The organism is Aeromicrobium sp. Root236 (assembly GCF_001428805.1).
Taxonomy (GTDB): Bacteria; Actinomycetota; Actinomycetes; order Propionibacteriales; family Nocardioidaceae; genus Aeromicrobium.
The window spans coordinates 1756475-1779657 of the sequence record NZ_LMIS01000001.1; the positions used below are offsets into that span (position 1 = coordinate 1756475).

At 68.8% G+C, this 23183-nt stretch carries 23 protein-coding genes and 1 tRNA gene; 9 read left to right on the top strand and 15 right to left on the bottom strand.

Annotation, left to right across the window (positions count from 1 at the left end):
• Nucleotides 1–39: 39 nt before the first annotated feature.
• From ASE12_RS08885 to ASE12_RS08900, 4 genes are read left to right on the top strand one after another with little or no spacing between them, the layout of a single operon-like run.
• A complete protein-coding gene (locus ASE12_RS08885; RefSeq protein ID WP_200954989.1) occupies nt 40–1035 on the top strand; it encodes a zinc-binding dehydrogenase in 996 nt (331 codons plus the stop codon).
• Nucleotides 1032–1790 (top strand): SDR family oxidoreductase, encoded by a 759-nt coding sequence (locus ASE12_RS08890; RefSeq protein ID WP_056399413.1) that lies wholly within the window; start codon nt 1032–1034, stop codon nt 1788–1790. Before ASE12_RS08885 ends, ASE12_RS08890 begins: the two co-directional genes overlap by 4 nt.
• A complete protein-coding gene (locus tag ASE12_RS08895; RefSeq protein WP_056399418.1) occupies nt 1787–2416 on the top strand; it encodes a bifunctional 4-hydroxy-2-oxoglutarate aldolase/2-dehydro-3-deoxy-phosphogluconate aldolase in 630 nt (209 codons plus the stop codon). The genes ASE12_RS08890 and ASE12_RS08895 overlap by 4 nt, the downstream gene beginning before the upstream one ends.
• Complete coding sequence (locus ASE12_RS08900) at nt 2413–3348, top strand: sugar kinase (protein ID WP_056399419.1); 936 nt, start codon at nt 2413–2415, stop codon at nt 3346–3348. The genes ASE12_RS08895 and ASE12_RS08900 overlap by 4 nt, the downstream gene beginning before the upstream one ends.
• A gap of 66 nt (nt 3349–3414) precedes the next feature.
• On the opposite strand, the gene ASE12_RS08905 is transcribed toward ASE12_RS08900, so the two are convergent.
• Nucleotides 3415–5475: a right-handed parallel beta-helix repeat-containing protein gene (locus ASE12_RS08905; RefSeq protein ID WP_200954990.1), complete on the bottom strand. Its 2061-nt coding sequence runs from the start codon at nt 5473–5475 to the stop codon at nt 3415–3417.
• A gap of 182 nt (nt 5476–5657) precedes the next feature.
• On the opposite strand from ASE12_RS08905, the gene ASE12_RS08910 reads away from it, so the two are divergent.
• Together ASE12_RS08910 and ASE12_RS08915 are read left to right on the top strand one after the other, a co-directional pair.
• On the top strand, nt 5658–6170 hold the full coding sequence (locus tag ASE12_RS08910; protein WP_056399420.1) for a hypothetical protein: 513 nt from the start codon (nt 5658–5660) through the stop codon (nt 6168–6170).
• Complete coding sequence (locus tag ASE12_RS08915; protein ID WP_056399421.1) at nt 6167–6922, top strand: hypothetical protein; 756 nt, start codon at nt 6167–6169, stop codon at nt 6920–6922. Before ASE12_RS08910 ends, ASE12_RS08915 begins: the two co-directional genes overlap by 4 nt.
• A 14-nt stretch (nt 6923–6936) precedes the next feature.
• Here the strand turns inward: ASE12_RS08915 and ASE12_RS08920 are convergent, their stop codons facing one another.
• The 8 genes from ASE12_RS08920 to ASE12_RS08955 form a co-directional block, all read right to left on the bottom strand.
• On the bottom strand, nt 6937–7896 hold the full coding sequence (locus ASE12_RS08920) for an aldo/keto reductase (protein ID WP_056399422.1): 960 nt from the start codon (nt 7894–7896) through the stop codon (nt 6937–6939).
• Nucleotides 7893–9176 carry an enolase C-terminal domain-like protein gene (locus ASE12_RS08925; protein WP_056399423.1) on the bottom strand — a complete coding sequence of 428 codons (1284 nt, stop codon included), beginning with the start codon at nt 9174–9176 and terminating at the stop codon, nt 7893–7895. The genes ASE12_RS08920 and ASE12_RS08925 overlap by 4 nt, the downstream gene beginning before the upstream one ends.
• A gap of 135 nt (nt 9177–9311) precedes the next feature.
• Entirely contained in the window at nt 9312–9653 is a 342-nt protein-coding gene (locus ASE12_RS08930; protein WP_082582172.1) for an L-rhamnose mutarotase, read from the bottom strand.
• Nucleotides 9650–11176: a sugar ABC transporter ATP-binding protein gene (locus ASE12_RS08935; protein WP_056399426.1), complete on the bottom strand. Its 1527-nt coding sequence runs from the start codon at nt 11174–11176 to the stop codon at nt 9650–9652. Before ASE12_RS08935 ends, ASE12_RS08930 begins: the two co-directional genes overlap by 4 nt.
• Complete coding sequence (locus ASE12_RS08940) at nt 11173–12174, bottom strand: ABC transporter permease (protein ID WP_082582173.1); 1002 nt, start codon at nt 12172–12174, stop codon at nt 11173–11175. Before ASE12_RS08940 ends, ASE12_RS08935 begins: the two co-directional genes overlap by 4 nt.
• Nucleotides 12171–13232, bottom strand: a complete 1062-nt coding sequence (locus ASE12_RS08945; protein ID WP_056404687.1) for an ABC transporter permease — start codon at nt 13230–13232, stop codon at nt 12171–12173. The genes ASE12_RS08940 and ASE12_RS08945 overlap by 4 nt, the downstream gene beginning before the upstream one ends.
• Before the next feature lie 13 nt (nt 13233–13245).
• Nucleotides 13246–14337, bottom strand: coding sequence for a mandelate racemase/muconate lactonizing enzyme family protein (locus ASE12_RS08950; RefSeq protein ID WP_056399428.1), 1092 nt, complete (start codon nt 14335–14337; stop codon nt 13246–13248).
• Between the two features lies 1 nt (nt 14338).
• Entirely contained in the window at nt 14339–15391 is a 1053-nt protein-coding gene (locus tag ASE12_RS08955) for a sugar ABC transporter substrate-binding protein (RefSeq protein WP_056399430.1), read from the bottom strand.
• A gap of 103 nt (nt 15392–15494) precedes the next feature.
• Between ASE12_RS08955 and ASE12_RS08960 the strand changes: the two genes are divergently transcribed.
• Both ASE12_RS08960 and ASE12_RS08965 read left to right on the top strand, forming a co-directional pair.
• Nucleotides 15495–16244 (top strand): FadR/GntR family transcriptional regulator, encoded by a 750-nt coding sequence (locus tag ASE12_RS08960; protein ID WP_056399433.1) that lies wholly within the window; start codon nt 15495–15497, stop codon nt 16242–16244.
• Between the two features lie 183 nt (nt 16245–16427).
• Entirely contained in the window at nt 16428–16874 is a 447-nt protein-coding gene (locus ASE12_RS08965; protein ID WP_157412868.1) for a hypothetical protein, read from the top strand.
• Nucleotides 16875–16966: 92 nt separating this feature from the next.
• Here ASE12_RS08965 and ASE12_RS08970 read toward each other — a convergent pair.
• Nucleotides 16967–17048, bottom strand: a tRNA-Tyr gene (locus tag ASE12_RS08970).
• A gap of 91 nt (nt 17049–17139) precedes the next feature.
• Between ASE12_RS08970 and ASE12_RS08975 the strand changes: the two genes are divergently transcribed.
• Entirely contained in the window at nt 17140–17631 is a 492-nt protein-coding gene (locus ASE12_RS08975) for a YajQ family cyclic di-GMP-binding protein (protein WP_056399438.1), read from the top strand.
• A 74-nt stretch (nt 17632–17705) separates the two neighbouring features.
• On the opposite strand, the gene ASE12_RS08980 is transcribed toward ASE12_RS08975, so the two are convergent.
• Genes ASE12_RS08980 through ASE12_RS09000 form a run of 5 tightly spaced genes read right to left on the bottom strand, consistent with a single transcriptional unit; the run spans nt 17706 to nt 23089 of the window.
• Complete coding sequence (locus tag ASE12_RS08980) at nt 17706–19112, bottom strand: NADH-quinone oxidoreductase subunit N (protein ID WP_056399441.1); 1407 nt, start codon at nt 19110–19112, stop codon at nt 17706–17708.
• Complete coding sequence (locus tag ASE12_RS08985) at nt 19109–20614, bottom strand: NuoM family protein (RefSeq protein WP_056399444.1); 1506 nt, start codon at nt 20612–20614, stop codon at nt 19109–19111. The genes ASE12_RS08980 and ASE12_RS08985 overlap by 4 nt, the downstream gene beginning before the upstream one ends.
• A complete protein-coding gene (locus ASE12_RS08990) occupies nt 20611–22293 on the bottom strand; it encodes an NADH-quinone oxidoreductase subunit L (protein WP_056399445.1) in 1683 nt (560 codons plus the stop codon). Before ASE12_RS08990 ends, ASE12_RS08985 begins: the two co-directional genes overlap by 4 nt.
• Nucleotides 22290–22592, bottom strand: coding sequence for an NADH-quinone oxidoreductase subunit NuoK (gene nuoK, locus ASE12_RS08995; RefSeq protein ID WP_056399447.1), 303 nt, complete (start codon nt 22590–22592; stop codon nt 22290–22292). Before nuoK ends, ASE12_RS08990 begins: the two co-directional genes overlap by 4 nt.
• Nucleotides 22592–23089 (bottom strand): NADH-quinone oxidoreductase subunit J, encoded by a 498-nt coding sequence (locus tag ASE12_RS09000; RefSeq protein ID WP_056399450.1) that lies wholly within the window; start codon nt 23087–23089, stop codon nt 22592–22594. The genes nuoK and ASE12_RS09000 overlap by 1 nt, the downstream gene beginning before the upstream one ends.
• Between the last annotated feature and the right edge of the window lie 94 nt (nt 23090–23183).

Here is a 23183-nt window from a genome sequence, read left to right on the forward strand (position 1 = left end):
GCTCCGTTGCGCGCAGCCCAGTACGTCGGCGACAGAACCGTGAGGACCGAACGCCTCGACCCGCTCGAGCCGGCAGAAGGACAGGTGCAGATCACGGTGGCCTACACCGGCCTCTGCGGCACCGACCTGCACATCGTGCACGGCAACATGGACGCGCGGGTCGACCGCCCGCTGGTGTTCGGCCACGAGATGAGCGGCACGGTGGCCGCCACCGGACCCGGCGTCACGACGGTGTCACCCGGTGATCGCGTGACCGTGATGCCGCTGGACTGGGACGGGACGTGCCCGGCGTGCCTGGCCGGGCACCAGCACCTCTGCCATCACCTCAACTTCATCGGCATCGACTCCCCCGGCTCGCTCCAGGAGCTGTGGACCGTGCCCGAGCAGGTCGTCGTACGCCTGCCGGACGGCGCATCCCTGCGGCACGCTGCCCTGGTCGAGCCGGTGGCGGTGGCAGCCCATGACGTACGCCGGTCGGAGCTGACGGCGGGCGACAAGGTCGTCGTCCTGGGCGGCGGGCCGATCGGCGTGCTGATCGCCACCGTCGCCCGGCACGCCGGCGCCGAGGTCTGCGTCTCCGAGGTCGATCCGACCAGGCTTCAGCAGGTCGAGGCGCTCGGATTCCGTACGCTCAACGCCGCGCAGGAGGACGTCGAGTCCGTCGTCACCGAGTGGACGTCGGGAGCCGGCGCCGACGTCGTGTTCGAGGTGTCCGGCGCGCCGGCGGCGGTCCTGGCCGCCACCGCGCTGGCGAAGGTGCGCGGCACGATCGTCGTGGTCGCGATCCACCCGACACCTCGGCCGCTCGACCTGCAGCGGGTGTTCTGGCGCGAGCTGCGCATCCTGGGCGCGCGGGTCTATGAGCGCGAGGACTTCGACCGAGCCGTCCAGCTGATCGTCGACGGCGTGATCCCTGCCGAGGAGCTGATCACGGACGTCGTGCCACTGGAAGCCACGGCCGACGCGTTCGCGCGGCTCGAGGCCGGCACCGCGATGAAGATGCTCGTGGCCGTGCAGGACGGGGCGGCGTCATGACCGGCCCGTTCGACCTCACCGGACGGCTCGCCGTCGTGACCGGTGCCCGTCGGGGCATCGGCCTGGCGTTCGCCGATGCCCTCTCTGCTGCGGGCGCCGACATCATCGGCATCAGCGCGTCGATGGAGGCCGAGGGCAGCGCCGCGGCGGCCGCCGTCGAGAAGCACGGGCGACGCTTCGAGGCCAGGGCCGTCGACTTCTCCGACCGCGCTGCCGTCGAGGCGCTCGGCGCCGAGCTCGCCGAGCGCGAGATCGACATCCTGGTCAACAACGCCGGCACGATCGAGCGCGCACCCGCCGCCGAGCACTCGCTCGCGTCGTGGGACCGGGTCCTCGAGGTCGACCTGTCCAGCCAGTTCGCGCTCAGCCAGGCCGTCGGCCGAGGGATGCTCGACCGCGGCGCGGGCAAGATCATCTTCACGGCGAGCCTCCTGAGCTTCCAGGGCGGCATCAACGTGCCGGGCTACGCCGCCGCGAAGTCCGGGCTCCTGGGCCTCGTCCGCGCGCTGTCCAACGAGTGGGCCGGACGCGGCGTGACGGTCAACGCGATCGCCCCCGGCTACATCGCGACGGACAACACCCAGGCGCTGCAGGACGACGAGGACCGCTCCCGCGCGATCCTCGAGCGGATCCCCGCCGGCCGCTGGGGACGTCCCGCCGACCTCGCCGGGGCCGCGGTGTTCCTGGCCTCGCCGGCGTCGGACTACGTCAGCGGCATCGTGCTGCCGGTCGACGGCGGCTGGCTGGCGCGATGAACGACGTCGCCGCCCAGCTGTCGCGGCTCCGCATGGTCCCGGTCGTCGTGATCGACGACCCCGGAGCGGCGCGACCCATGGCCGAAGCGCTGCTGGCCGGCGGCATCGGGTGTGCAGAGATCACGCTGCGGACGCCCGCAGGCATCGACGCGATCCGGGAGGCTGCGCAGGTCGACGGCTTCATCGCTGGCGCCGGCACGGTGCTGACCCCCCAGCAGGTCGATGACTGCGTCGACGCCGGCGCTGAGTTCATCGTCAGCCCCGGGCTCGACAGCGATGTCGTGGCGCGCGCTCGTACGCGAGGGGTCGCGGTCATCCCGGGCGTCGCCACGGCCACGGAGGTCCAGCACGCCCTGCGACTCGGCCTGTCGCTCCTCAAGGTCTTCCCCGCGGCCTCCCTGGGTGGCCCCGCCTTCCTCACCGCCCTCGCGGGGCCGTTCCCCGACGTCAGGTTCCTGCCGAGTGGCGGCATCTCGCTGGAGAGCGCCGCCGACTACCTCGCCGTCCCGTCCGTCGCGGCGATCAGCGGCAGCTGGCTGACCCCTCGATCCGCGTTGCTCGACCGCGACTTCGCGGCCATCGAGCAGCTGGCCCGAGCCACGGCGACCACCCTGGCGGCGTCATGAAGCACGTCCTCACGCTCGGCGAGGCGCTCGGCGTCATCCGTACGACCGAGACGTTGGCAACCGCGGCGAGCCTCGGCGCAGGCGTTGGCGGCGCGGAGCTCAACGTCGCCATCGGACTGGCCCGCCTGGGCACCGGCGTCACGTGGCTGGGCCGCGTGGGAGCCGACGGCCTGGGTCGACGCGTGGTCCGAGAGCTACGGGCCGAGGGCGTCGACGTGATCGCACCGGTCGTCGACCAACCCACCGGCCTGCTCCTCAAGGAGCGCGACGCGCTCGGGCGTACGGTCATCACCTACCACCGCAGCGGCAGCGCCGGCAGCACGCTCAACGCCGCTGACCTGGGTGCCGTCGACTGGTCCACGTTCGGCGTCCTGCACCTCACCGGCATCACGCCCGCCTTGTCCGGCTCTGCCGCCACGACCGTGACCGAGGCCGTACGACGCGCGCAGAACGCCGGCCTGACGATCTCGTTCGACGTGAACCATCGCTCGCGCCTCTGGAGCGCCGAGGCCGCCACTCCCGTCTACCGCGAGCTCGCCGCACGGTCGGACGTGCTGTTCGCCGGGCTCGACGAGGCAGCCCTCCTGGTGGGTGACCCGACGTCTGATCCGTGGGACACCGTCAAGGCGCTCGGCAGCCTGGGTCCGTCGACGGTCGTCCTCAAGCTCGGCGAGCGCGGTGCCCTCGCGCGATCCGGGGAGGGCCGGGCGCGGGCGAGCGCCGTACGCGTGGACGTCGTCGACACCGTCGGCGCCGGTGACGCGTTCGTCGCCGGCTACCTGGCGGAGCTGACCCGGGACCGGCCCTTGACCGAGTGCCTCGAGACCGCAGTCGCGGCGGGTGCCGCCGTGTGCCGGGTGCCCGGCGACTGGGAAGGCGCCATCACCCGCGCCGAGCTCGCCGCAGAGGTCACCGACCCCGTCGTGCGCTGAGACGACGACGCCGGTGACACCTCGTCGAGGTGTCACCGGCGTCCTGTCGCTACGCCTGGTCCGCGGTCACGGAGCCGGGCAGCCCGGGAAGCCGGACTGGTTCGCGTTCAGCGCCGTGCGGTACTGCGGGGCGACGCCCGCCGCACAGATCACGTCGCGCGCACCCTGGGGCCAGTTGGTCCCGCTCACCTTCACGTTGTTGATGAGCTTGTTGTTGTGCGCGGCAGCGTTGGGGGCCGAGACTCCCCCGGAGTTGTACCAGTTGTTCTGGATGACGTTGTCGCTCGTGTTGTTGCGGAGGCTGTACGCGTTGGTGAACACGAACGAGCCACCCTGGACCACGTTGTTCTCCCACGTCATCGACCGCGAGCCCTCGTCGAGGTAGAGGCCGACACCGGAGATGTTGAACAGGTAGTTCTTCGCCACGACCGCTCCCGGGTTGGCCGAGAGGTTGTAGAGCGTGCCGCCGTCAGCGAACCGCGACTTGGTGTCGTGGACGAGGTTGCCCTCCACACGGGTGTTCTTGAGCGTGGTCGGCGTCGTGTAGAGCGTGTTCCACTTGTAGTAGCCACGATCGACGTAGTCGTTCGACCCGCCCGCATCGTTGATGCCCCAGCCGAAGCCGGTGTCGATGCCGTCGTACGGGACGTGCGAGACCTCGTTGTGCAGGATGCTCGCGTTCGTCACGTACGTGCTGAGGATGCCGCTGTTGTCCTTGTAGTCCACGGCGACCCGGTCGACGGTGTTGTTCTCCAGACGGATGTCCTTGTTGGTCATCCGTACGTCGCTGGGGTGGTGCGCGTCCGGCAGCACGCCACCGACGACGATGCCGTGACCGCTGTCCTCCATGAAGCGGTTGCCGACCACGTCGATGTCGCTGGCGCCGAGACCGACACCCGTCACGGTCGCGTTGGCGTCGTTGCCGATGCCCAGTGCCGACGAGCCGAGGTTGGTGAAGGTGTTCTCCGTGAACGAGACCCGGCTGGCGGCGGAGACCTGCACAGCCGCCGGCTCCTGGTACCAGCTCGTACGAGCGCGCTCGAACATCTCGCAGCCGCGCGAGCAGCTCGTGAACGCGTCAGCGGGGCGGTAGTCGTACGCCTCCTTGATGAACGTGCCGTTCTGCTGGTCGCCGTAGCCGTGGGTCGAGGGGCCGAGCCACGAGGTGCCGGAGAACTGGATGCCCTTGAAGGCGAGTCCTTCGACCGGCTCGTCGTACGTCCCGCCGATGCTGATCAGCGACTCCAGCCGCGGCAGCTCGATGCTGAGGCTGTTGGGGTCGACCCCGTCTGCGGGCTTGTAGTAGAGCGTGCCCTTGCCCGGGTCGATGAACCACTGCCCGGCCTGCGTCAGGAAGCTGAGCGAGTTGTCGAGGTACCAGCTCGGTCCGGCCAGGAACGAGTTCTGGACGGTGTCCCAGCCCCAGGTGTTGTTGTCCCAGGCCGACTGCGCCATGGTGATCTCCGTCGGGCTGATGCTCTTCACCGGCGAGTAGCGGTTGGTGAAGTCCCCGAGCGACTCGAACTCGATGCGTCCCTGGTCCGGGAGCGTCGCGAGGTAGCTGAGCGCCGGGTTCTTGATCGTCAAGCCCGTAGCCGTCGGCTGGACGTCCGCGTTCGCCAGTCGAATCGCGGCGCGAGGCGCGATCTTGCCGTCGACGTACAGCTGGCGGCTGTCCAGCCCCTCGGGAGTCTTTGCCTCCCAGATGCCCTTGCCGGCGTCGGACCTGGTCCAGCCGGAGACCTTCGAGGCACCCGTGATGACCGGGTGTGCGCCGGGGGCTGCTGCCCACGTGATCGTGTGGTCACCGCCGCCGTCGTTCGCGTCGAAGCTCAGCGGGTCGGACAGGCGGTACGTCCCGTCGGCGAGCTGGACGGTCACGTCGCCCTGCTTGGCAGCCGGCCGCACCACGTGCTGGGCGCGCTCGAGCGAGCACGGCTTGGCCTGGCTGCAGTGCCCGCCGTCCTTGCCGTCCGGCGCGGCGTAGTAGGTCGTCGCCGGTCGGGCTTCCGCGGCGGTCGGCGCGAGCGTCGACACCAGGACAATGCCGGTGCCGAGCAACGCGAGAGCCGCAGTCGTACGGCCACCCCGTCCCATCCTTCTCCGCGAGTATGACGTCAACTTCATGGTCGATCGCTTTCTCTCATCGTGGGCGTCGATGCCCCCGGAGAAGACTTATCATACGTATGACCTTTGTCACAAGAGACATGTGATGTTTCCGCTCGGCACGCCGCCGGCCGCGGGGTGCGACGCTCTGTCTCGGTTCCCCTAGACTCGTGCCGCCGCTTCCCGTCGACAAAGGACCTCTCGTGCCGGACCACGCCCAGATCGCCGCATCCATGACCTCCCCCGAGGCGTTCCTCGCCCTCACCGACGAGCCCAAGGTCATCGGCGCCGAGAAGCAGGCCAAGGCCGCCTTCGAGCTGTGGAGCCAGGCCGATGAGCGCTACGTCGGGACCTACCGCGGCTTCACCGCACCCGGCGGCAAGGGCACCGGCTTCGTGATCCGGGTGTTCTGGGACCCGTCGACGACGACGCCCGACCTGGCCGCCATCGACGCCGCGATCAGCTCCGCCCTTCCGGTCGACCTGATCCAGGCGGACGAGAAGGCGACCTACAAGGGGCGCAACAAGAAGCAGGCTGCGTTCTTCGGCTGGCAGGGCATGGGCGGCCGGCCGCTGTCGCTGTGGTTCCAGGAGCGGTTCGGTGTCGGCGCCTGCACGAGCCAGCTCTTCGACCGCTCGGACCTGACGCAGAACGTCGCCGTCGTCGCGGTCAAGGACGGCGTCGACCACCTGTGGTCCTTCACCGCCCCGGAGTGAGCATCCGGAGCGCCGCGCGCAACGCCGGCGGCTGGCTCCTGACGGCGGTCGGCGTCGTCGCGATCATCGTCCTGGTCAGCGGCGATCATCGCTTCTCCGGTGCCGCCCAGGTGACCGTGGCGATCGTTGCGGGGATCGCGTTGCTCGTCCCCGCCGCCGTGGGCGCTGCCTACATGCTGGTGCGGCGACGCAACCGCTCCGCCGAGGCGACGGCAGGTCAGCGTCCCGTCTCGGCGAAGTCACGCGCCCTGCAGACCTCGCTCGCATCGATGCTCGACCGGGTCAACGAGTCGACCGACGACGCCCTCGGGCTGCGACGGGTCGTGCTCGCCGACCGGCTGGAGCTCACCTCCGCCAACCTCGGCGAGCTCGACGACCCGTGGGAGGCGCTGTCGTACATCTGGTTCGTACGCCCGTCCCAGCCCGCCGACTTCCCGCAATCGCCGCGATTCGCGGGCCTGCCACTGTGGGCGCAGGACGCCGTGGTGCTGCTCGACCTGCGCCGCGAGCTTCAGCTGCGCGGCCTCGCACCGGCGCTCTCCGATGCCCAGGGCTTCTACCACCATGCGTACGGTCGCATCGCCCAGGCCGCGGCCCGGACCCGCAGCGCGGAGCTGCTCGATGTCGTGCGCGAAGGGCAGCGAGCAGCGATCGATCCCGCCCGGGGTGCCGAGCACGAGGTCCATGCCCGACAGCTGCTGGCCCTGCTCGACGACCGCGCCACCTGGGCAGAGCTGCTCAGGGCGACGTAGGTCGCACCTGACCATCAGGCGTACTGGGGCACCAGGTCCTCGCGAGCGAGCTGTGCCCACAGAGCGCCCGGCACGGGCTCGTCGAGACGGGCGACGTTGCGCCGGATCTGGTCAGGCGTGTCGGCGCCGACCACCACGGTGGTGACGCGCAGGTCGAGCAACGGGTAGTGCACGGCGGCCGTGGCGAGATCGACGTCGTGCTCGCGGCACACCGCCTCGATCCGCTCCGTGCGGGCCAGGACCTCGGGAGGAACCGCCTCGTAGTCGTAGGTCGCCCCTGCTCGTGCCCCGACGGCCAGCAGGCCACTGTTGAAGACGGCCGCAGCCACGACTCTGGTCCCGGTCCGGTCGCACGCCTCGAGGACGGCGGGAGCAGCCCCCTGGTCCAGGAGCGTGTAGCGATTGGCCACCATGACAAGGTCCGAGACCTCGGTCTCCACGGCGGCCAGCAGGGTCTCCGGAGTCATGGAGCCGCACCCCACGTACGTCGCCAGGCCCTCGTCCCGCAGGGCGGCGAGCCCGGCCATCCCGGTCTCCACGGCGTCCGCCCGGCCGGATCGCTCGGGGTCGTGGAGCAGGACGATGTCCACCCGGTCGAGGCCGAGTCGCTCCAACGATTCCTCGAGACTCGTTCGCAACCCGCCGGGGCTGAGGTCCCACACCCGCCGGAGTGGCGAGCTGACGGCGAACCCCTCGTCGTCGGTGGCGGCGTCGTCCGCATCCGGGTCAGGACGGAGCAGCCGTCCCACCTTCGTCGAGATCACGTACTCGTCGCGCGGCTTGCCGGCCAGGAAGCGCCCGAGACGGCGTTCGGAGAGGCCGAGGCCGTAGTGGGGAGCCGTGTCGAAGTAGCGCACCCCGGCTTCCCACGCGGCCTCGAGCACAGCTGCCGCCTCGTCATCGGATCGCTCGCGGTACAGGTTGCCCAGAGAGGCACAACCGAGCCCGATCCTGCCGAGCCGGGCCTCGCTCATTCCGGCGTCCACGTGTTGCCGACGACAGAGGCCGCCAGCATCTCCGCGCCGGAGCCGGCCGCCAGAGGCGACCGGTAGCGCCCGCCAGTGACGACCGCCGGTGTCACGAAGTGCTCGTGCAAGTGGTCCACGAACTCGATCATGCGCCCGTCGGTCGTGCCCGAGACGGCCACGAAGTCGAACATCGAGAGGTGCTGCACCAGCTCGCACAGACCGACGCCTCCTGCGTGCGGACAGACCCGGACGCCGAACTTCGCAGCCAGCAGCAGGATCGCGAGGTTCTCGTTCACGCCCGCGACACGGGTGGCGTCCATCTGCAGCACCTGGACCGCATCGGCCTGCAGAAACTGCTTGGCCATGACCCGGTTCGCCATGTGCTCGCCCGTCGCGACCGGTATCGGCGCGATGGCGCGGGCGATCTCGGCGTGGGCGAGAAGGTCGTCCGGATTGGTGGGTTCCTCCACCCAGGCAAGGTCGAACTCGGCCAACGTGTCCACCCATGCGACGGCCTCGTCGACCTCCCAGCGCTGGTTGGCGTCGATCGCGATGGCGACGTCCGGGCCGACCGCGTCACGGGCGATCTTCAGCCGCCGCCGGTCGTCGTCCAGGTCCAGACCCACCTTGAGCTTGATCTGCTGGAACCCGTCGGCGACAGCCTCCTTCGCGAGACGTTCGAGCTTGGCGTCGTCGTAGCCCAACCATCCCGGCGTCGTGGTGTACGCGGGGTAGCCGTCGGCCAGCAGGCGCTCGCGCCGCTCGTCACGGCCCGGCTCGGCGGCACGCAGGATGTCCAGCGCCTCATCGCGAGTCAGCACGTCACCGAAGTAGCGGAAGTCGACGAGCTCGACGAGCTCCTCGGGGCTCATCCGTCCGAGCAGGTCCCACAGCGGCAGGCCGGCGCGCTTGGCCTTCAGGTCCCACAGGGCGTTGATCACGGCACCGATCGCCATGTGCATGACGCCCTTCTCCGGTCCGAGCCAGCGCAGCTGCGAGTCGTAGACCAGTGATCGGGACGTGGCTCCCATGTCGGCCAACAGGTCCTCCACGTCCGACGTCAGGAGGTGCTCTGCGACGCGCCGGATCGCGGCCACCTGGACGTCGTTGCCGCGACCGATCGTGAACACGAGTCCGGTTCCCGTCAGCCCGTCGCCGGCATCGGTGCTGATCACCAGGTATGCGGCGGAGTAGTCCGGGTCGGGATTCATCGCGTCCGAGCCGTCGAGGAACAGCGAGGTCGCGAACCGGACGTCAGTCACCTGCAGCGAGGTGATGCGGGTCATGTGTGGCTCCTGGACGTAGTGGTGGCAAGGCGCTTGCCGGTGGGCGAGACGTTTGAAGGGGTTGCTTCGCGAGCGGCACCAGGTGCGCCTTGGTCGATGAGGCAGGCACCCAGGTGGGGCCTTCGCGACTCGCACTCAGTCGGCATGGAAGACCTGACGCAACGGAGCCCACAGCTCACCGGGCTCGGCGGTGTCGACGGGCTGCTGACAGGGATCCGTCAGTCGCCACCAGTCCTGCGTGACCGGATCGGCGGCCATGGCCGCCATGTCCCTCGCATGGTCGTCGCCGACGTACTCGTAGTAGGAGAACAGCAGACCGTCGCGCAGGAAGATCGTGTAGTTGCGGATCCCGGACGCGCGAATCTGCTGCAGGACCTCCGGCCAGACCTCGGCGTGGAGGCGGACGTACTCGGCCTCGTGGTCCGCCCGGAGCCGGACCATCGACCCGTGCCGTTCCACCGCTTCGCCGGACGTCATGCCACGGACTCGGCATGCATCAGGCGTACGACCTGCTTGCTGGCCGTCTCGTAGCGGTGCTCGGCGTTGTCGACCTCTCCGGAGATGCGATAGTTGTGCATCACCAGGACACGATCGGCCAGCGTGATCATCTCCGGGAGGTCGGACGTGATCAGCAGGATGGCCAGCCCGCCTTCGGCAAGATCTGCGATCAAGTGGTGGAACGCGGCCTTGGTGCGGACGTCGATGCCGACGGTCGGCTCGTCGATCACCAGGACGGAGCAGTCGGCGGCGAGCCACTTGGCCAGGCTGAGCTTCTGCTGGTTGCCCCCCGAGAGCTGACCGGCCAGCTGGCGAGGTCCCGAGACGCGTATGCCCAGCCGCTCGACATACCGGGACAGCAGGTCGTCCTCGGCGCGGTCGCGGACCATCCCCCATCGACTGAGTCGTCGCCACGTCGTGACAGCCACGTTCCGGCTGATGGTCTGGTCGAGGAAGACCCCTTCCTCCTTGCGGTTCTCGGTGACGTAGCCGATGCGGTAGCGCTGCAACGCCTCGTTCACCGACCCGATCGAGGCCACGTCGCCGTGGACCTTGACCGTGCCGTCCGTGATCGTGTCGAGTCCGAGGAGTGCCCGCGCCAGCTCGCTCCGGCCCGCCCCCACAAGGCCGTAGAGCCCGACGATCTCTCCTGCATGGACGCTCAGGCTGACGTCATGGTGACCCGAGGCGGTGCTCACTCCGTCGAGCTCGAGGGCGGGAACAGTGCTCCGGTCGACCGGCTGGGCCGTCTCGCGCTCGACGTCCTCGAAGGCCCGTCCCACCATCAGGTCGATGACCTGGCCGCGGCTGAGCTCCTTGAGCGGCAGGCCTTCTGCGACGCTTCGACCGTCCCGCAGCACCGTCACCGTGTCGGCGATCGCGAAGACCTCGTCGAGCTTGTGACTGACCAACACCACGCACCGGCCCTTGGCCCGGAGGCGATCCACGACGGCATAGAGCCTGTCGGCCTCGTCCGACGTCAGGGTCGAGGTGGGCTCGTCCAGCAGCAGGATCCGGCTGTCGGTCGCGAGTGCCTTGGCGATCTCGACCAGCTGCATCTGCGCGACGGAGAGCCGCTCGACCGGCATGTCGAGGTCGAGGTCGAGGTCCAGCTCCGACAGGCATCGGGTCGCGACCTCGCGCATCTCCCTGCGGTCCACCACACCGCGACGACTCGGCAGGCTCTGGAGGACGATGTTCTCGGCGACCGAGAACGCGGGCACGAGATTGCGTTCCTGGTGCACCACACCGATGCCGGCCGCCGTCGCGTCGTGCGGAGTGGCGAACACCAGCTCGCGGGGTCCACCGGATTCGTCGTCGATCGACACGGTGCCGCCGTCGGAACGGTGCACACCGGTGAGGATCTTGATCAACGTGCTCTTGCCCGCACCGTTCTCGCCCAGGAGCGCATGCACGGAGCCGGGCTCGAGGGTCAGGTTGACGCCGTCGAGTGCGCGGACACCTGGGAACACCTTGACCAGCCCTTGCGCGTGCACCCTCATCCTGCTTCCTTCCGATCGCGTCGCTGACTGACCATCACGGCACTCAGCACGACGATCCCGACGACGAGGTCGACCCATCGCGGGTTGATGTTGTACTGGGCCTGCGCCACGTCGACCAGTCGCACGATGAACGCCGCCAGGCAGGTGCCGAGCACGCTGACGACACCGCCGACGAGTGCGACTCCACCGATGATCGGCGCCGCGAAGCTCGGCAGCAGGAGATCGTCGCCGATGCTGGCGTTGACACTTCCCGACAGCATGAGGACGAAGATTCCGGCGATGCCCGCCAGCAGGCCCGACACCGTGTGGGCCAGCACGACGCTGCGGTCGTTCGATATGCCCGACAACATCGCCGCCACGGGATTGCCACCGCTCGCGAGCATGGTGCGCCCGGCGACCGTCCGCCGGTAGAACCAGGCCAGGACGACGGCGACCACGAGGGCGGCGAGGAACACGACCGGCACACCAAGGATGGATGACTGACCGATGTCGACGAGCTTGGGCGAATAGCCCTGATAGGTGCCGGTGCCGTTGATCCCGTAGCGAAGGCCCGAGATGATCGTCATGGTGGCCAACGTGACGATGAAGCCGTTGATCCGCGTCAGCACCACCAGGATGCCGTTGCACAGTCCGGCAAACGCGCCGACCGCAACCGCAGCCGGCACCGCGACCCACGGGCTGAGTCCGCGGTCCACCATCAGTGACGCGCCGACGACAGCTGACAGTCCCGTGAGGACGCCGACCGACAGGTTCATCTGGCCGACGGCCAGCACGACCATCTGCGAGAGGCCGATCACCATCGGGACCGCCAGATAGGCCAGCACGGTCTTCAGGGTCGCGGCGTGCATCAGGTTGCCGTTCGTGGTCAGGGCCAGCACGACGAAGGCCACAGTCGCGAGGACCGCGAGAACCGCCTCGGTCGGCAGCTGCCCTACGCGTCGCAGGCTCCAACGGTCTGTCGTCGAGGCCCGATCCGATGTCGTGGTTCGGGTGCTCATGCCCTGGTCCCCCTCTTCTCGGCCACCACGTGCCTGACACGGTCGAGCGAGAGCGCGATCAGCAGCACCGTGCCGATCAGGATGTTGAGCTGGTCGAGCTGGAACTCCAGCAGGTTCAGGCCCTTCTGGATGACGGTGGTCAGCGTCGCGCCGAGGACGGTGCCGATCACGCTGATCGCCCCGCCCGCCAGCAACGTGCCGCCCAGCACCGGCGCGAGGAACGAGGGCAGCAGGAACTGCTCGCCGACCGTCGCGGAGAAGGCACCGTTGTTGATGGCGAGCAGCCAGCCGGCCAGGCCGCACAGCAGGCCCGAGAGCGCGTGCGCCTGTGTGATCCGGAGGCCCACCGGGATGCCCGACAGTCGCGCCGCGCGGACGTTCGAGCCGGTCATCAGGACCTCGCGACCGATCCGGCTGAACCGGAAGATCACGCCGACCACGATGACCGCGACCACGGCGAACGGCACGACGAGCGGGATCGGCGGACCGCAGACGTTGCCGGTGCAGTAGTCCGACATCGTGTCGAAGCGAAGACTGTCCATGCCTGCGGGATGGGCGTTGAAGGCGACCCCACCCGCGTACTTGGCGTAGAGGATCGAGACGAGGCCCAACAGCCCGAAATCGAGAGCCAGCGTGACGACGAACGAGTTCACCCCCGTGCTGACGATGATGAGGCCCGAGACCGCACCGACCGCCGCACCGACGAGCAGGGCCACCAGCAGTCCGACGAGCAGGGGTGCGTGCAACGAGTCGTACGTGTAACCGGCCGCGAACGCGGCGAGCGCGGCCATGCGGGGCACCGCGAGGTTCATGTGTCCCAGCGAGAGCACGGCCAGCTGAGCCAGCCCGACGACCACGAACACGCTGAGGTCGGCCTGCATCGGGACGATCGTCAGGTCGACGTTGAGGAACGACGACCGCAGCGACGAGAACAGCACGACCAGTGCGGCGATGACCACGACCAGCCCGAACCTCGGGTTGGCCCACCACGGGAGGCGAGGGGTCGCCGCCGCGGCGGTGCCCGCGTCGGGGTCTGCCGCGCTGGGAAGGGTTGTCATGAGATCAGTCATGTCAGGCGACCGTCAGATTGTCGAGGGCGTCGAGGTCCCAGTCGATCCCGAGTCCGGGTGTCGTGGGCGCGACGGCGAACCCGTCCACGACCTCGAGCTCGGACCGGGTGACCGACCGCAGCTGCGGGATGTACTCCACGTAGCGGCTGTTCGGCACGGCCGCGCAGAGGCTCACGTGGATCTCCATCAGGAAGTGCGGGCACACCTCGACGTTGTGGGCCTCGGCGAGATGAGCGACCTTCAGCCACGGCGTGATCCCACCGATCCTGGCGACATCGGGCTGCGCGATCCCGGCGGCCCCGCGGCCGAGATACTCGGCGAACTGGCCGATCGAGTACATCGACTCACCGACCGCCACCGCGACGCTGGTCTGCCGAGCCAACCGTTCGTGGCCGGCGACGTCATCTGCCGGCAAGGGCTCCTCGAACCAGAGCGCGTCGACGGCTTCCAGAGCCGAGGTACGACGCAACGCCTCGACCAGCGTGAACGCCTGGTTCGCGTCGACCATCAGGTCACGGTCAGGGCCGATCGCCTGGCGTACGGCCTGGAGCCGCTCGGCATCCTCGCTCGCTGACGGCTTGCCGACCTTGATCTTGACGCCACGGGCTCCGCCCGAGGCGGCCGCCTTCGCTCCTGCGGCGAGGTCCTCGATCGGAAGGTGCAACCAGCCGATCTCGGTGTCGTAGACCGGCACTCGCTCCTTGGCGCCGCCGGCGATGATGCTGAGCGGAAGACTCGCAACCCGCGAGCGGCGGTCCCACAGGGCCGTGTCGATCGCCGCCAGTGCCAACGAGGTGATCGGACCGACCGCGGTGGCGCGGGTGGCGTCGTACGTACGACGCCACACCGCCTCCACAGCGTCCGCGTCCTGACCGAGAAGTCCCGGCAGCAGGTAGTCCCGAAGCATCGCGAGCACGGCTGTCCCGCCCGTGCCGATCGTGTAGGAGTAGCCGAGTCCCGACGCACCGTCATCGGTGTCGACCTGGACGAGGATCGTCTCCTGCTTCAAGAACGCCTGCTTGGCATCGGTACGCACGGTTTCCACCGGTACGTCCACGAGCCGAGCCGAGGCTGCCGAGATCTTCGCGGTCATGTCAGCAGCTCAGGTACTTCGAGTCGAAGTCGCTCTTGACCTCGTCCGACTTGGCCTGGCGCTCGGCGTCGTACGTGTCGACGTTCTTCGTGGTCACCACGAACGAACCGGAGTCGATGATGACGCCCGGGGTGGTCATCTTGCACCCGGTCGACAGCTTCATGAGCGCGTACGACCCGACGTAGCCCTGACCGGTGGGGTTCTGGACGACGGTTGCCGACACGGAGCCGTCCTTGATCCCGGCGAGGATCGTGGGATCGTCGTCGATCGCGACGACCTTGATGGGCAGGCCCGACTTCTTGACCGCCGCGGCCGAGGCCACAGCCGGGTTGTACGCCGTGTTCACGATCCCGTCGATGTCGCTGCCGTGGGCACCCAGCAGGTCGGCGACCGATCGCTGCGCGGTCTGCAGGTCGACGTCGATGTCGGTGATCGTCTGGAGGAGCTTCACCTTGCCGCCGGTCTCGCCCACGGCCTTCTTGACGCCGGCGATGCGGCGCTGCGTGTTCGAGTCGACCTTGTTGCCGGTCAGGTGGACGAGGTTGCCCTGGCCGTTCATGGCCTCGATCGCGGCCTTGGCGGCCTTGTAGGCGGCCGTCTCGACATCGGTCGAGAGGCAGAAGGCGGCCGCGTTGGTGTCACCCGCCGGGCAGGAGGCGAGTGACGCGACCTGGAAGCCCTGGCGCTCGAGGTCCTTGAACGTGGAGTTGATGTTGTCCGGTGAGACACCGAAGATGCCGAAGGCGTTGTAGCCCTGAGCCGCCAGCGACTTCAGCACGTCGTTCTGCTTGGTCTGGTCCCATCCGGCCGTCTCGTTGAAGGTGCTTCCACCGAGCTTGAAGTCCGTGGCGGCCTTGGCGCCGGCAGCCTTCCAGGGCTGGAAGTACGGGTGCGGGCCGCCCGGCACGAGCGCGATCTTGACGTCCTTGGCGGACTTGCCGCTGGCGGCCGGCCCGTCACTGGAGTCGTCCTGCTTCGCACAGCCCGCAGCGGTCAGGGCCAGGCATACGGCGAGCACCGCTACCGCGGTTCCGCCCAAACGTCGAGTTCTCATCGATCCGTGCTCCTCTACGTGAGTGCCGTCACACTGACGGACGACCTAGAACATAAAACGTCTGACGTATCCTGTCAATCGTTTAATGTGCTTAGATTGCTCCATGAGCGCTGATGACGTCATCCAGCCGTGGCCCCGACGCCCCGCCAGGCTGGCGTCGGCCGTCATCGACACGCTGGTTGACCGGATCGTCTCCGGCGAGTTCCCCCAGGGTGCTGCCCTGCCGATCGAGCCGATGCTGGCCGAGACGTTCGGCGTGAGCCGCCCTGTCGTTCGCGAGGCGATCAAGGCGTTGGAGACCATGCGACTCGTCCAGGCCAAGCAGGGTCAAGGGACGCGGATCCTGCCGGTGAACGAGTGGGATCTCGTCAACCCGATCGTGCTCGCTGCCGTCGTACGCCATGACAGCGAGCTCGCGATCCTCGACGAGCTGGTCGGCGTCCGTCGGTCGTTGGAGGCGCAGATGGCACGCGAGGCGGCGACCCGCCTGACTCCCGAGGACCGCGCTCTCATCGAGGAGCGGATGGGTGACCTCGACCAGAAGATCGACGATCCACAGGGTTATGCGGTCGCAGACGTCGCGTTCCACGACGCCATCCTGGCGGCGTCCGGGAACCGTCTCGGCCGGGCGATCATCAATCGCCTGACCGAAGAGGCGTACCGAAGCCTGCGCTACATCGGTGAGCCCACCCAGCACGACCGCGAGATCTCCAACATCGCCCACCGGGCCATTCGCGACGCCGTCTTCTCGGGGGACCCCGACCTCGCCGCGGAGCGCATGAACGCCCACATTCTCGAGGCATGGGAACGTCGCCGGCCGCCCGGCAACGTGCCTGGCCCGAGCAAGACGTAGGCCACTCGGCACCTCCCCCGCACGGAGATCCCGGGCAGGACGGGCTGTCCCCATCGACGCGGGCCGTCAGCGTCACTAGTGTCATGGCTATCGGGCCGGAGGCGTCCGGACCGATCGCTTGCCGGAGGCGCCGAACCCATGAGCATGACGCCGCGACTCGTCAGCAGACGCACGATCTTCGCCGTGACGCTGGCGTGCGCGCTGCTGTGCAGTGCGCTGTCGGCCTGCAGCATAGAAACGCTCCGAGCCGAGAAGGCGCCCCCGGACTACGGAGAGGTGTCGAGCGCGGTCACGGCAGCGGTGCCGAGGGTCGTGGAAGTGAGGGACCTCGGTCGATCGCTCAACGGTTTCAGCTACCGGTTGTCGTTGTCGATCGTGACCGATTCGGCTGATCCCTTCACCGGGGACGAGCTGGATGCTCTGGTGGAGGCGATATGGCGAACGCTGCCATGGGAGCCGAACACCATCGAGCTGACGGCGGGCGCGGAGCCTCGGGCGGGTGACGGCGTCGTCGACCTCAGGGCGGCCGCGGCGACACTCGAACCGCTCGGGGTCACGAACGCCGGCCAGGGCGGCGTCAGCCTGACCGACATGGACGCGCGCTACGGCGACTGGAAAGAACCCAAGTAGGCCTGGCTGCCGGTGCACGTTCCTCCGGCCCCACGCGCCAACGAAGAGCCCCTCACCTGCGCTTCCGCTGGTGAGGGGCTCTTGTCGTGCTGTGGCAGGTGCAGGGTTCGAACCTGCGTAGGCTGAGCCGTCTGATTTACAGTCAGATCCCTTTGGCCACTCGGGCAACCTGCCGGGGTGTTGCCGGGGCAACGACAAGCAAGACTATCGCAGCCGATTAGGGTGAGAGAAATCAGATCCCCGCGGCGCACCACCAGGAGCACTCATGGCCGACTCTTCCTTCGACATCGTCAACAAGATCGACCGCCAGGAGGTCGACAACGCGCTGAACCAGACGGTCAAGGAGATCAACCAGCGCTATGACTTCAAGAACACCGGCGCCTCGATCGACTGGAGCGGCGAGTTCGGCATCGAGGTCAAGGCCAACGCCGACGAGCGCGCGCTGGCCGTCCTCGACGTGTTCAAGGACAAGCTCATCAAGCGCGGCATCTCGCTCAAGACCCTCGAGGAGGGTGAGCCCCGCCAGTCCGGCAAGGAAGTACGGATCTCCTCGACCATCACCGAGGGCATCAGCCAGGAACAGGCCAAGAAGGTCTCCAAGCTGATCCGCGACGAGGGACCCAAGGGCGTCAAGGTGCAGATCCAGGGCGACGAGCTCCGCGTCAGCAGCAAGAAGCGCGACGACCTGCAGGAGGTCATCGCGCTGGTCAAGGGCGCCGACCTCGACTTCGCGGTGCAGTTCGTCAACTACCGCTGACCCGCCCGCGATGTGTGGACTTGCGTACGTCTCAACACGCGCGTAGCGCCTGCAACCTCACAGATCGCGGGGGTTCAGGGCAGGTTGGACAGCAGGAGGTCGGGCCAGGCGCTGAGGGCCACGAGGCCGGCGGTGCCGATCAGCACGGCCGCCTTGGAGATGCGGATCGAGACCGGCGGTGACGGGCTCCGGTAGGGGTCGTCGATCGCCGGCCGGTCGACGAGCACGACGACGAGCTTGAGGTAGTAGGCCAGGCCGAGCATGACGTTGACCGCCATGACGACAGCGAGCCAGACGTGGCCGTCGGCGTCGATGACCGGGCGGATGACGACGTACTTCGTGACGAGGCCGATGACCGCCGGCGGGAAGCCCGCGAGGGTCAGCGTGGCCATCACGAGCGGCACCCCGGTGGGCGGGTCGGTGCGCGCGAGCCCCCTGAGCTCGCTGTAGTCCAGGCTGCCGCGCAGCCGGAGCACGACGGCGAGCGCGGCGAACGCGACGAGGTTGGCGAGCACGTAGACCGCGACGTACTGCACCACGGCCTGGCCGCTGAACCACGTGATGACGGCCACCGGAGCGATGAGGAACCCGGCCTGTGCGATCGACGACCAGGCCAGCATCGCGATCGCATTGGTCTGCCGCAGCGCGCCGAGGTTGCCCACCGTCATGGTCACCGCGGCGACGACCGCCAGTATCGGCGACCAGGTGTCGTGCTCGGTGGGGACAGCGAGGGCCAGGAACGTGAAGACGGCACCGACCGACGCAGCCTTGGAGACGGCCGACAGGAAGCCGGCGACCATGACCGGGGCACCCAGGTAGGTGTCGGGGATCCACACGTGGAACGGCACGGCACCGAGCTTGAACAGCAACCCGACGATCGTCAGCACGACGGCGACCGCGACGACGCCGTGCGGCATCTCGGTGTCACTCAGGCCGCTGGCCAGGCCGTCGTACGTGAGGGTCCCTGCGACGCCGTAGAGCAGCGAGACACCCATCAGCGTGATCGTCGTCGACACGACGGAGGCCAGGAAGAACGTCCATGCCGATCGGACCGCGCGTTGATCACCTTGGCGCAGCCCGACCAGCGCGATAGACGGCAACGACAGCAGCTCGAGCGCGATGATCAGCGTCACGAGGTCGCGGGCAGCCACCATCATCAGGGCGCCACCGGCGGCAGCCATCAGCAGGAAGTGGTACTCCCCCGGCGGCATCGCGTTCTCGAAGTTCATGACGTTCGAGGCCACCACGACGACGAGCGTGCCGCCGATGACGACCAGCGAGAGCGCGAACGTGAACGGGTCGATGTCGTCCTTCAGGCGGAACAGCTCGACACCCGCCCAGACCAGGCCGACGCTCGCTGGCAGGCCCGATCCCAGCCACGTACGCCGGGGATAGAACGCATCGACCAGCAGCGCGACGAGCGCGCCGATCGCGACGATGACGGCCGGACCGGCGACGCTCCACTCGACGGGGATGTTCACGGGGTCACCGCCTCGTAGGTGCCTGAGTAGCTCACCGTCGAGAAGTCGTAGAGCCCGACGACCAGCCCGGGCGCGAGCCCGAGCACGACGATCGAGGCGACCAGGGCGACGCTCACGAAAGCCTCGCGCACGCTGAGGTCGCGGTCGGCCTCCTGCGCGACCGGCTCACCTTGGGCGAGCAGGCGGATCGCTCGTACGAAGTAGGCCGTCGTGAGGGCGACACCGAGCACCGCGAAACCGACCGCGGTCCAGGCGTACGGCTTGTCGAGCACGTCGCCGACCTCGTACGCGGCACGCAGCGACAGCAGCTCGCCCCAGAACCCGGCGAGACCGGGGAGGCCGAGGCTGGCGACCGCTGCGAAGACGAACGCGACGGCGAGCCACGGCGTACGCGCATAGAGCCCGCGGCCGATCGCCCGCATCGAGGCGGTGCCGAAACGGTCCTTGAGCGAGCCGGACAGGAAGAACAACAGTCCCGTGACGAGGCCATGAGCCACTGATCCAAATACAGCGGCAGCAACACCGACGGCGCTTTGCGTCGAGATGGCAAGCGCCACGAAACCCATGTGGCCGATGCTCGAGTAGGCGATCAGTCGCTTGAGGTCGTCCTGGGCGTAGCAGGCGAGCGCCGACCAGACGATGCCCACGACACCGGCGCCAGCGACGTACGGGGCGACGTCCGCGAACCGTTCCGGAAGGATCGAGGAGGCGATGATCAGCCCGTACGTGCCGAGCTTGAGGAACACCGCCGCGAGGAGGACCGAGCCGACCGTCGGCGCCTTGCTGTGCGCGTCGGGCAGCCAGGTGTGCAGCGGGACGAGTGGGGTCTTGACGGCGAAGCCGAGGGTGATCAGCACGGCCGCCACGAGCGGGCCGCTGCCGATCTCGGTGAGCTGCAGCGAGTCGTTCGCGCGCGCCACGAGCACGATGCCGACCAGCAACAGCGCCGAGCCGGAGACCGTGAACAAGAGGAAGCGCGTAGCCGCTAGGCGAGCACCGTCCGCTGGAACGTTCTTGAAGCCCTTTCCGCGATCGACGCCGCGCGACGAACCGTCGTCTGGAGCTGCCCACCAGGCAATCACGAACCACATCGGGATCAGGGCCAGCTCGAAGAACACGAAGAACAGCAGGAAGTCGAGCGACGCGAACACCCCGAGCGACGACGCACTGATGATCAGCACGAGCCCGACGAGGGCCGGCGCCGTGTCGTCCGCGATCAGCCAGACGCAGCAGAGCAGACCGATGAACGCCGTCATCAGCAGGAACGGCCACGACAGCGCGGTCACGCCGAGGTGAAGCCGCGCACCGAGCGGGTCGATCCACTCGGTGTCGACCTCGCCGGAGATCTTCTCCTTGCCCTCCCACACGAGCACGAACAGGACGAGCGACGCCGCCATCGCGACCGCGCCGAGCCAGGCAGCCGTACGCCCGGACACCAGCTTGCGGAGGAACAGCAGGGCGAGCCCGACGACGAACGGGATCGTGAGCGCAGCGGTGATCACGTCCAGATCACCGCCGCTGCCGTCACGACGATGACGCCGCCGGCGATGACCGTGGCATAGCGCTGGACGTTGCCGGACTGCACCACGCCGAGCACCCGCGAGACCGCCTGCGCGGCGCTCGCCGAGCCGTAGGAGTACGCGTCGATGCCGTCACGGTCGACGTCGACGACCGCACGGGACGACGAGCGCAGACCAGCTGGGATCCAGCGGGCGTACGGGCGATCGAGGGCGAGCTCGGCGACCAACCACGGGGCTGCGAGGTCGAGGGAACGACCGCGGCGCCAGGCCGTGAGGACGACGCCGATGCCGGCCGCTGCGACCGCCGTCGAGAGGAGCCCGATGCCGAGGTGGAACGGCTGGCCGATGGACAGCGCGAACGTCGCGGCGGCGAGGACGATGATGGGCCCGGTCATCGCGCGCGGCGCCTCGTGCGCCTCGGCGTGGTCGGCCGGAGCCGGAGCGAGGAAGGCCAGCAGCCATAGCCTCGTGGCGTACGCCGCGGTGATGAACGACGTCAGCAGCGCGACGCCGAACACGATCACCGCGACCGCACCGGGCAACGGGCCCTCGTCGCGACCGTGCTCCAGCGCGTGCAGCACCGAGTCCTTGGTGAAGAACCCGACCGTCGGGATGACGCCCGCGAGCGCGGCGAACCCGATCGTCATGGTCCAGAACGTGACTGGCATCCGCAGCCGCAGGCCGCCCATCGCCGACAGCGCGCTCGAGCCGACGGCGTGCATCACGCAGCCGCAGCCGAGGAACAGCAACGCCTTGAACGCGCCGTGCGACAGCAGGTGGTCGGTGCCGGCGTCACGGTCGCCGGCCGACAGCGCTGCGAACATGAACGCGAGCTGGCTGACCGTCGACCACGCGAGCGCTCGCTTGAGGTCGGTCTGCACCAGCGCGAACAGCGCGCCCAGCAGCATCGTGATCGCCGAGATGATCGCCAGCAGCGTCATGACGAGCTCGGACGGCTCGAGGATCGGCAGCAGCCGGGCCACGAGGTAGACGCCGGCGGCGACCATCGTCGCGGCGTGGATCAGCGCGGTGATCGGCGTCGGACCGGGCATCGCGTCGGGCAGCCACGTGTGGAGCGGGAACTGCGCCGACTTGCCGACGACCGCGACGAGCAGCAGCAGCCCGATCGCCGTCGAGTTCTTGGGCTCCTGCGCGAGCACCTCGCTGATGCGATAGGTCCCGTACGTCTCGCCGATCGCGAGGATCCCGACCAGCAGGCCGAGGTCAGCGATGCGGGTCATGAGGAACGCCTTGGCGGCGCCGGATCGCGCGATCGGTGTCTCCCACTCGTGGCCGATCAACAGGTAGGAGCAGAGCCCCATGACCTCCCAGCCGATCAGCAGGACGAACAGGTCGTCGGCGGCGACGACGGCGATCATGCCGAGCAGGAAGAGCAGGATCACCAGCGCGTACGAGCGATAGCGCGGGTGGTGGCCGAGGTAGGCCGTGGAGTAGATCTGCACCAGCAGGCCGACGCCGACGGCGAGCAGCAGCACCTGGGCGGCGAGGCCGTCGACGCGGGTCGCGAGCGAGACGGCGAGCAGGTCGTTGCCCTCGACCCAGACCTTGGTCGTCGGGTCGCCGTCGAGGTGCGGGACCGCCCACACGGCGACCGCCACGGCGAGCGCGGCGGTCAGGACGACGTAGAGCCAGCGGTTCACCGGTCGCCACCGACCTCGTCGACATCGACGGTGCGCACGGCGCGGAACAGCGCGAGGATGATGGCCAGCCCGAGGCCGATCTCGGCCGCCGCCAGCGTGATCGTGAACAGCGTGAAGACCTGGCCGGTGTGCACCTCGTCAGCGAACCAGGCGTCGAACGCGACCAGGTTGAGGTTGACCGCGTTGAGCATGAGCTCGACGCCGAGCAGCATCAGCACCGCGTTGCGCCGGGCGAGGACGCCGTAGAGCCCGATGCCGAACAGCGCGGCCGACAGCACCAGCGGATAGAGCAGGGGCATCAGCGCTCGGTTCCCGACCGGGAGATGACGATCGCGCCGACCAGCGCGGCGAGCAGGACGCCACTGAGGATCTCGAACGGGAGCACCCAGTCGTTGAACAGCGCATCGCCGATCGACTTCGCGCTGCCGATCCGGTCCCCCTCGATGCGCTCGCCGTGGAACCCGCTGATGACTGTGGCGCCGAGACCGACGGCGGCGACCAGACCCAGCAGCGCCGCGGTCCAGCGGTTGCCCGTGACCTCCGCGGAGATCGTCGACTCCTGACGGGTCAGCATGAGGGCGAAGATCACGAGCACGACGACCGAGCCGACGTACACGAGCACCTGAACCCATGCGACGAACTCGGCGGTCATCAGGACGAAGCAGCCGGCGACGGCGCCGAGCGTCACGACGAGCCACAGGGCCGAGTGGACGAGCTGGCTCGTCGTCATCGCGAGCAGCGCCGACCCGACCGCGAGGGCCGCGAACAGCAGGAAGATGACCTCGGTGGCGCTCACTCGGGATCCTCCGGTGCGCGCTGGGTTGCCGGCTCCGCCTGCGCGGCCTCGTAGGCGGCGAGCTCCTTCGACGGCTCGGCGCCGGGGTCGAGGG

Coding starts and splice junctions, on each gene's coding strand:
- ASE12_RS08925 (WP_056399423.1), bottom strand. CDS start 9,176: ATGACCCGCATCACCTCGCTGCAGGTGACTGACGTCCGGTTCGCGACC.
- ASE12_RS08890 (WP_056399413.1), top strand. CDS start 1,032: ATGACCGGCCCGTTCGACCTCACCGGACGGCTCGCCGTCGTGACCGGT.
- ASE12_RS08930 (WP_082582172.1), bottom strand. CDS start 9,653: ATGACGTCCGGCGAAGCGGTGGAACGGCACGGGTCGATGGTCCGGCTC.
- ASE12_RS08945 (WP_056404687.1), bottom strand. CDS start 13,232: ATGACAACCCTTCCCAGCGCGGCAGACCCCGACGCGGGCACCGCCGCG.
- nuoK (WP_056399447.1), bottom strand. CDS start 22,592: ATGCCCCTGCTCTATCCGCTGGTGCTGTCGGCCGCGCTGTTCGGCATC.
- ASE12_RS08920 (WP_056399422.1), bottom strand. CDS start 7,896: ATGAGCGAGGCCCGGCTCGGCAGGATCGGGCTCGGTTGTGCCTCTCTG.
- ASE12_RS08935 (WP_056399426.1), bottom strand. CDS start 11,176: ATGAGGGTGCACGCGCAAGGGCTGGTCAAGGTGTTCCCAGGTGTCCGC.
- ASE12_RS08950 (WP_056399428.1), bottom strand. CDS start 14,337: ATGACCGCGAAGATCTCGGCAGCCTCGGCTCGGCTCGTGGACGTACCG.
- ASE12_RS08940 (WP_082582173.1), bottom strand. CDS start 12,174: ATGAGCACCCGAACCACGACATCGGATCGGGCCTCGACGACAGACCGT.
- ASE12_RS08900 (WP_056399419.1), top strand. CDS start 2,413: ATGAAGCACGTCCTCACGCTCGGCGAGGCGCTCGGCGTCATCCGTACG.
- ASE12_RS08955 (WP_056399430.1), bottom strand. CDS start 15,391: ATGAGAACTCGACGTTTGGGCGGAACCGCGGTAGCGGTGCTCGCCGTA.
- ASE12_RS08960 (WP_056399433.1), top strand. CDS start 15,495: ATGAGCGCTGATGACGTCATCCAGCCGTGGCCCCGACGCCCCGCCAGG.
- ASE12_RS08895 (WP_056399418.1), top strand. CDS start 1,787: ATGAACGACGTCGCCGCCCAGCTGTCGCGGCTCCGCATGGTCCCGGTC.
- ASE12_RS08975 (WP_056399438.1), top strand. CDS start 17,140: ATGGCCGACTCTTCCTTCGACATCGTCAACAAGATCGACCGCCAGGAG.
- ASE12_RS08905 (WP_200954990.1), bottom strand. CDS start 5,475: ATGAAGTTGACGTCATACTCGCGGAGAAGGATGGGACGGGGTGGCCGT.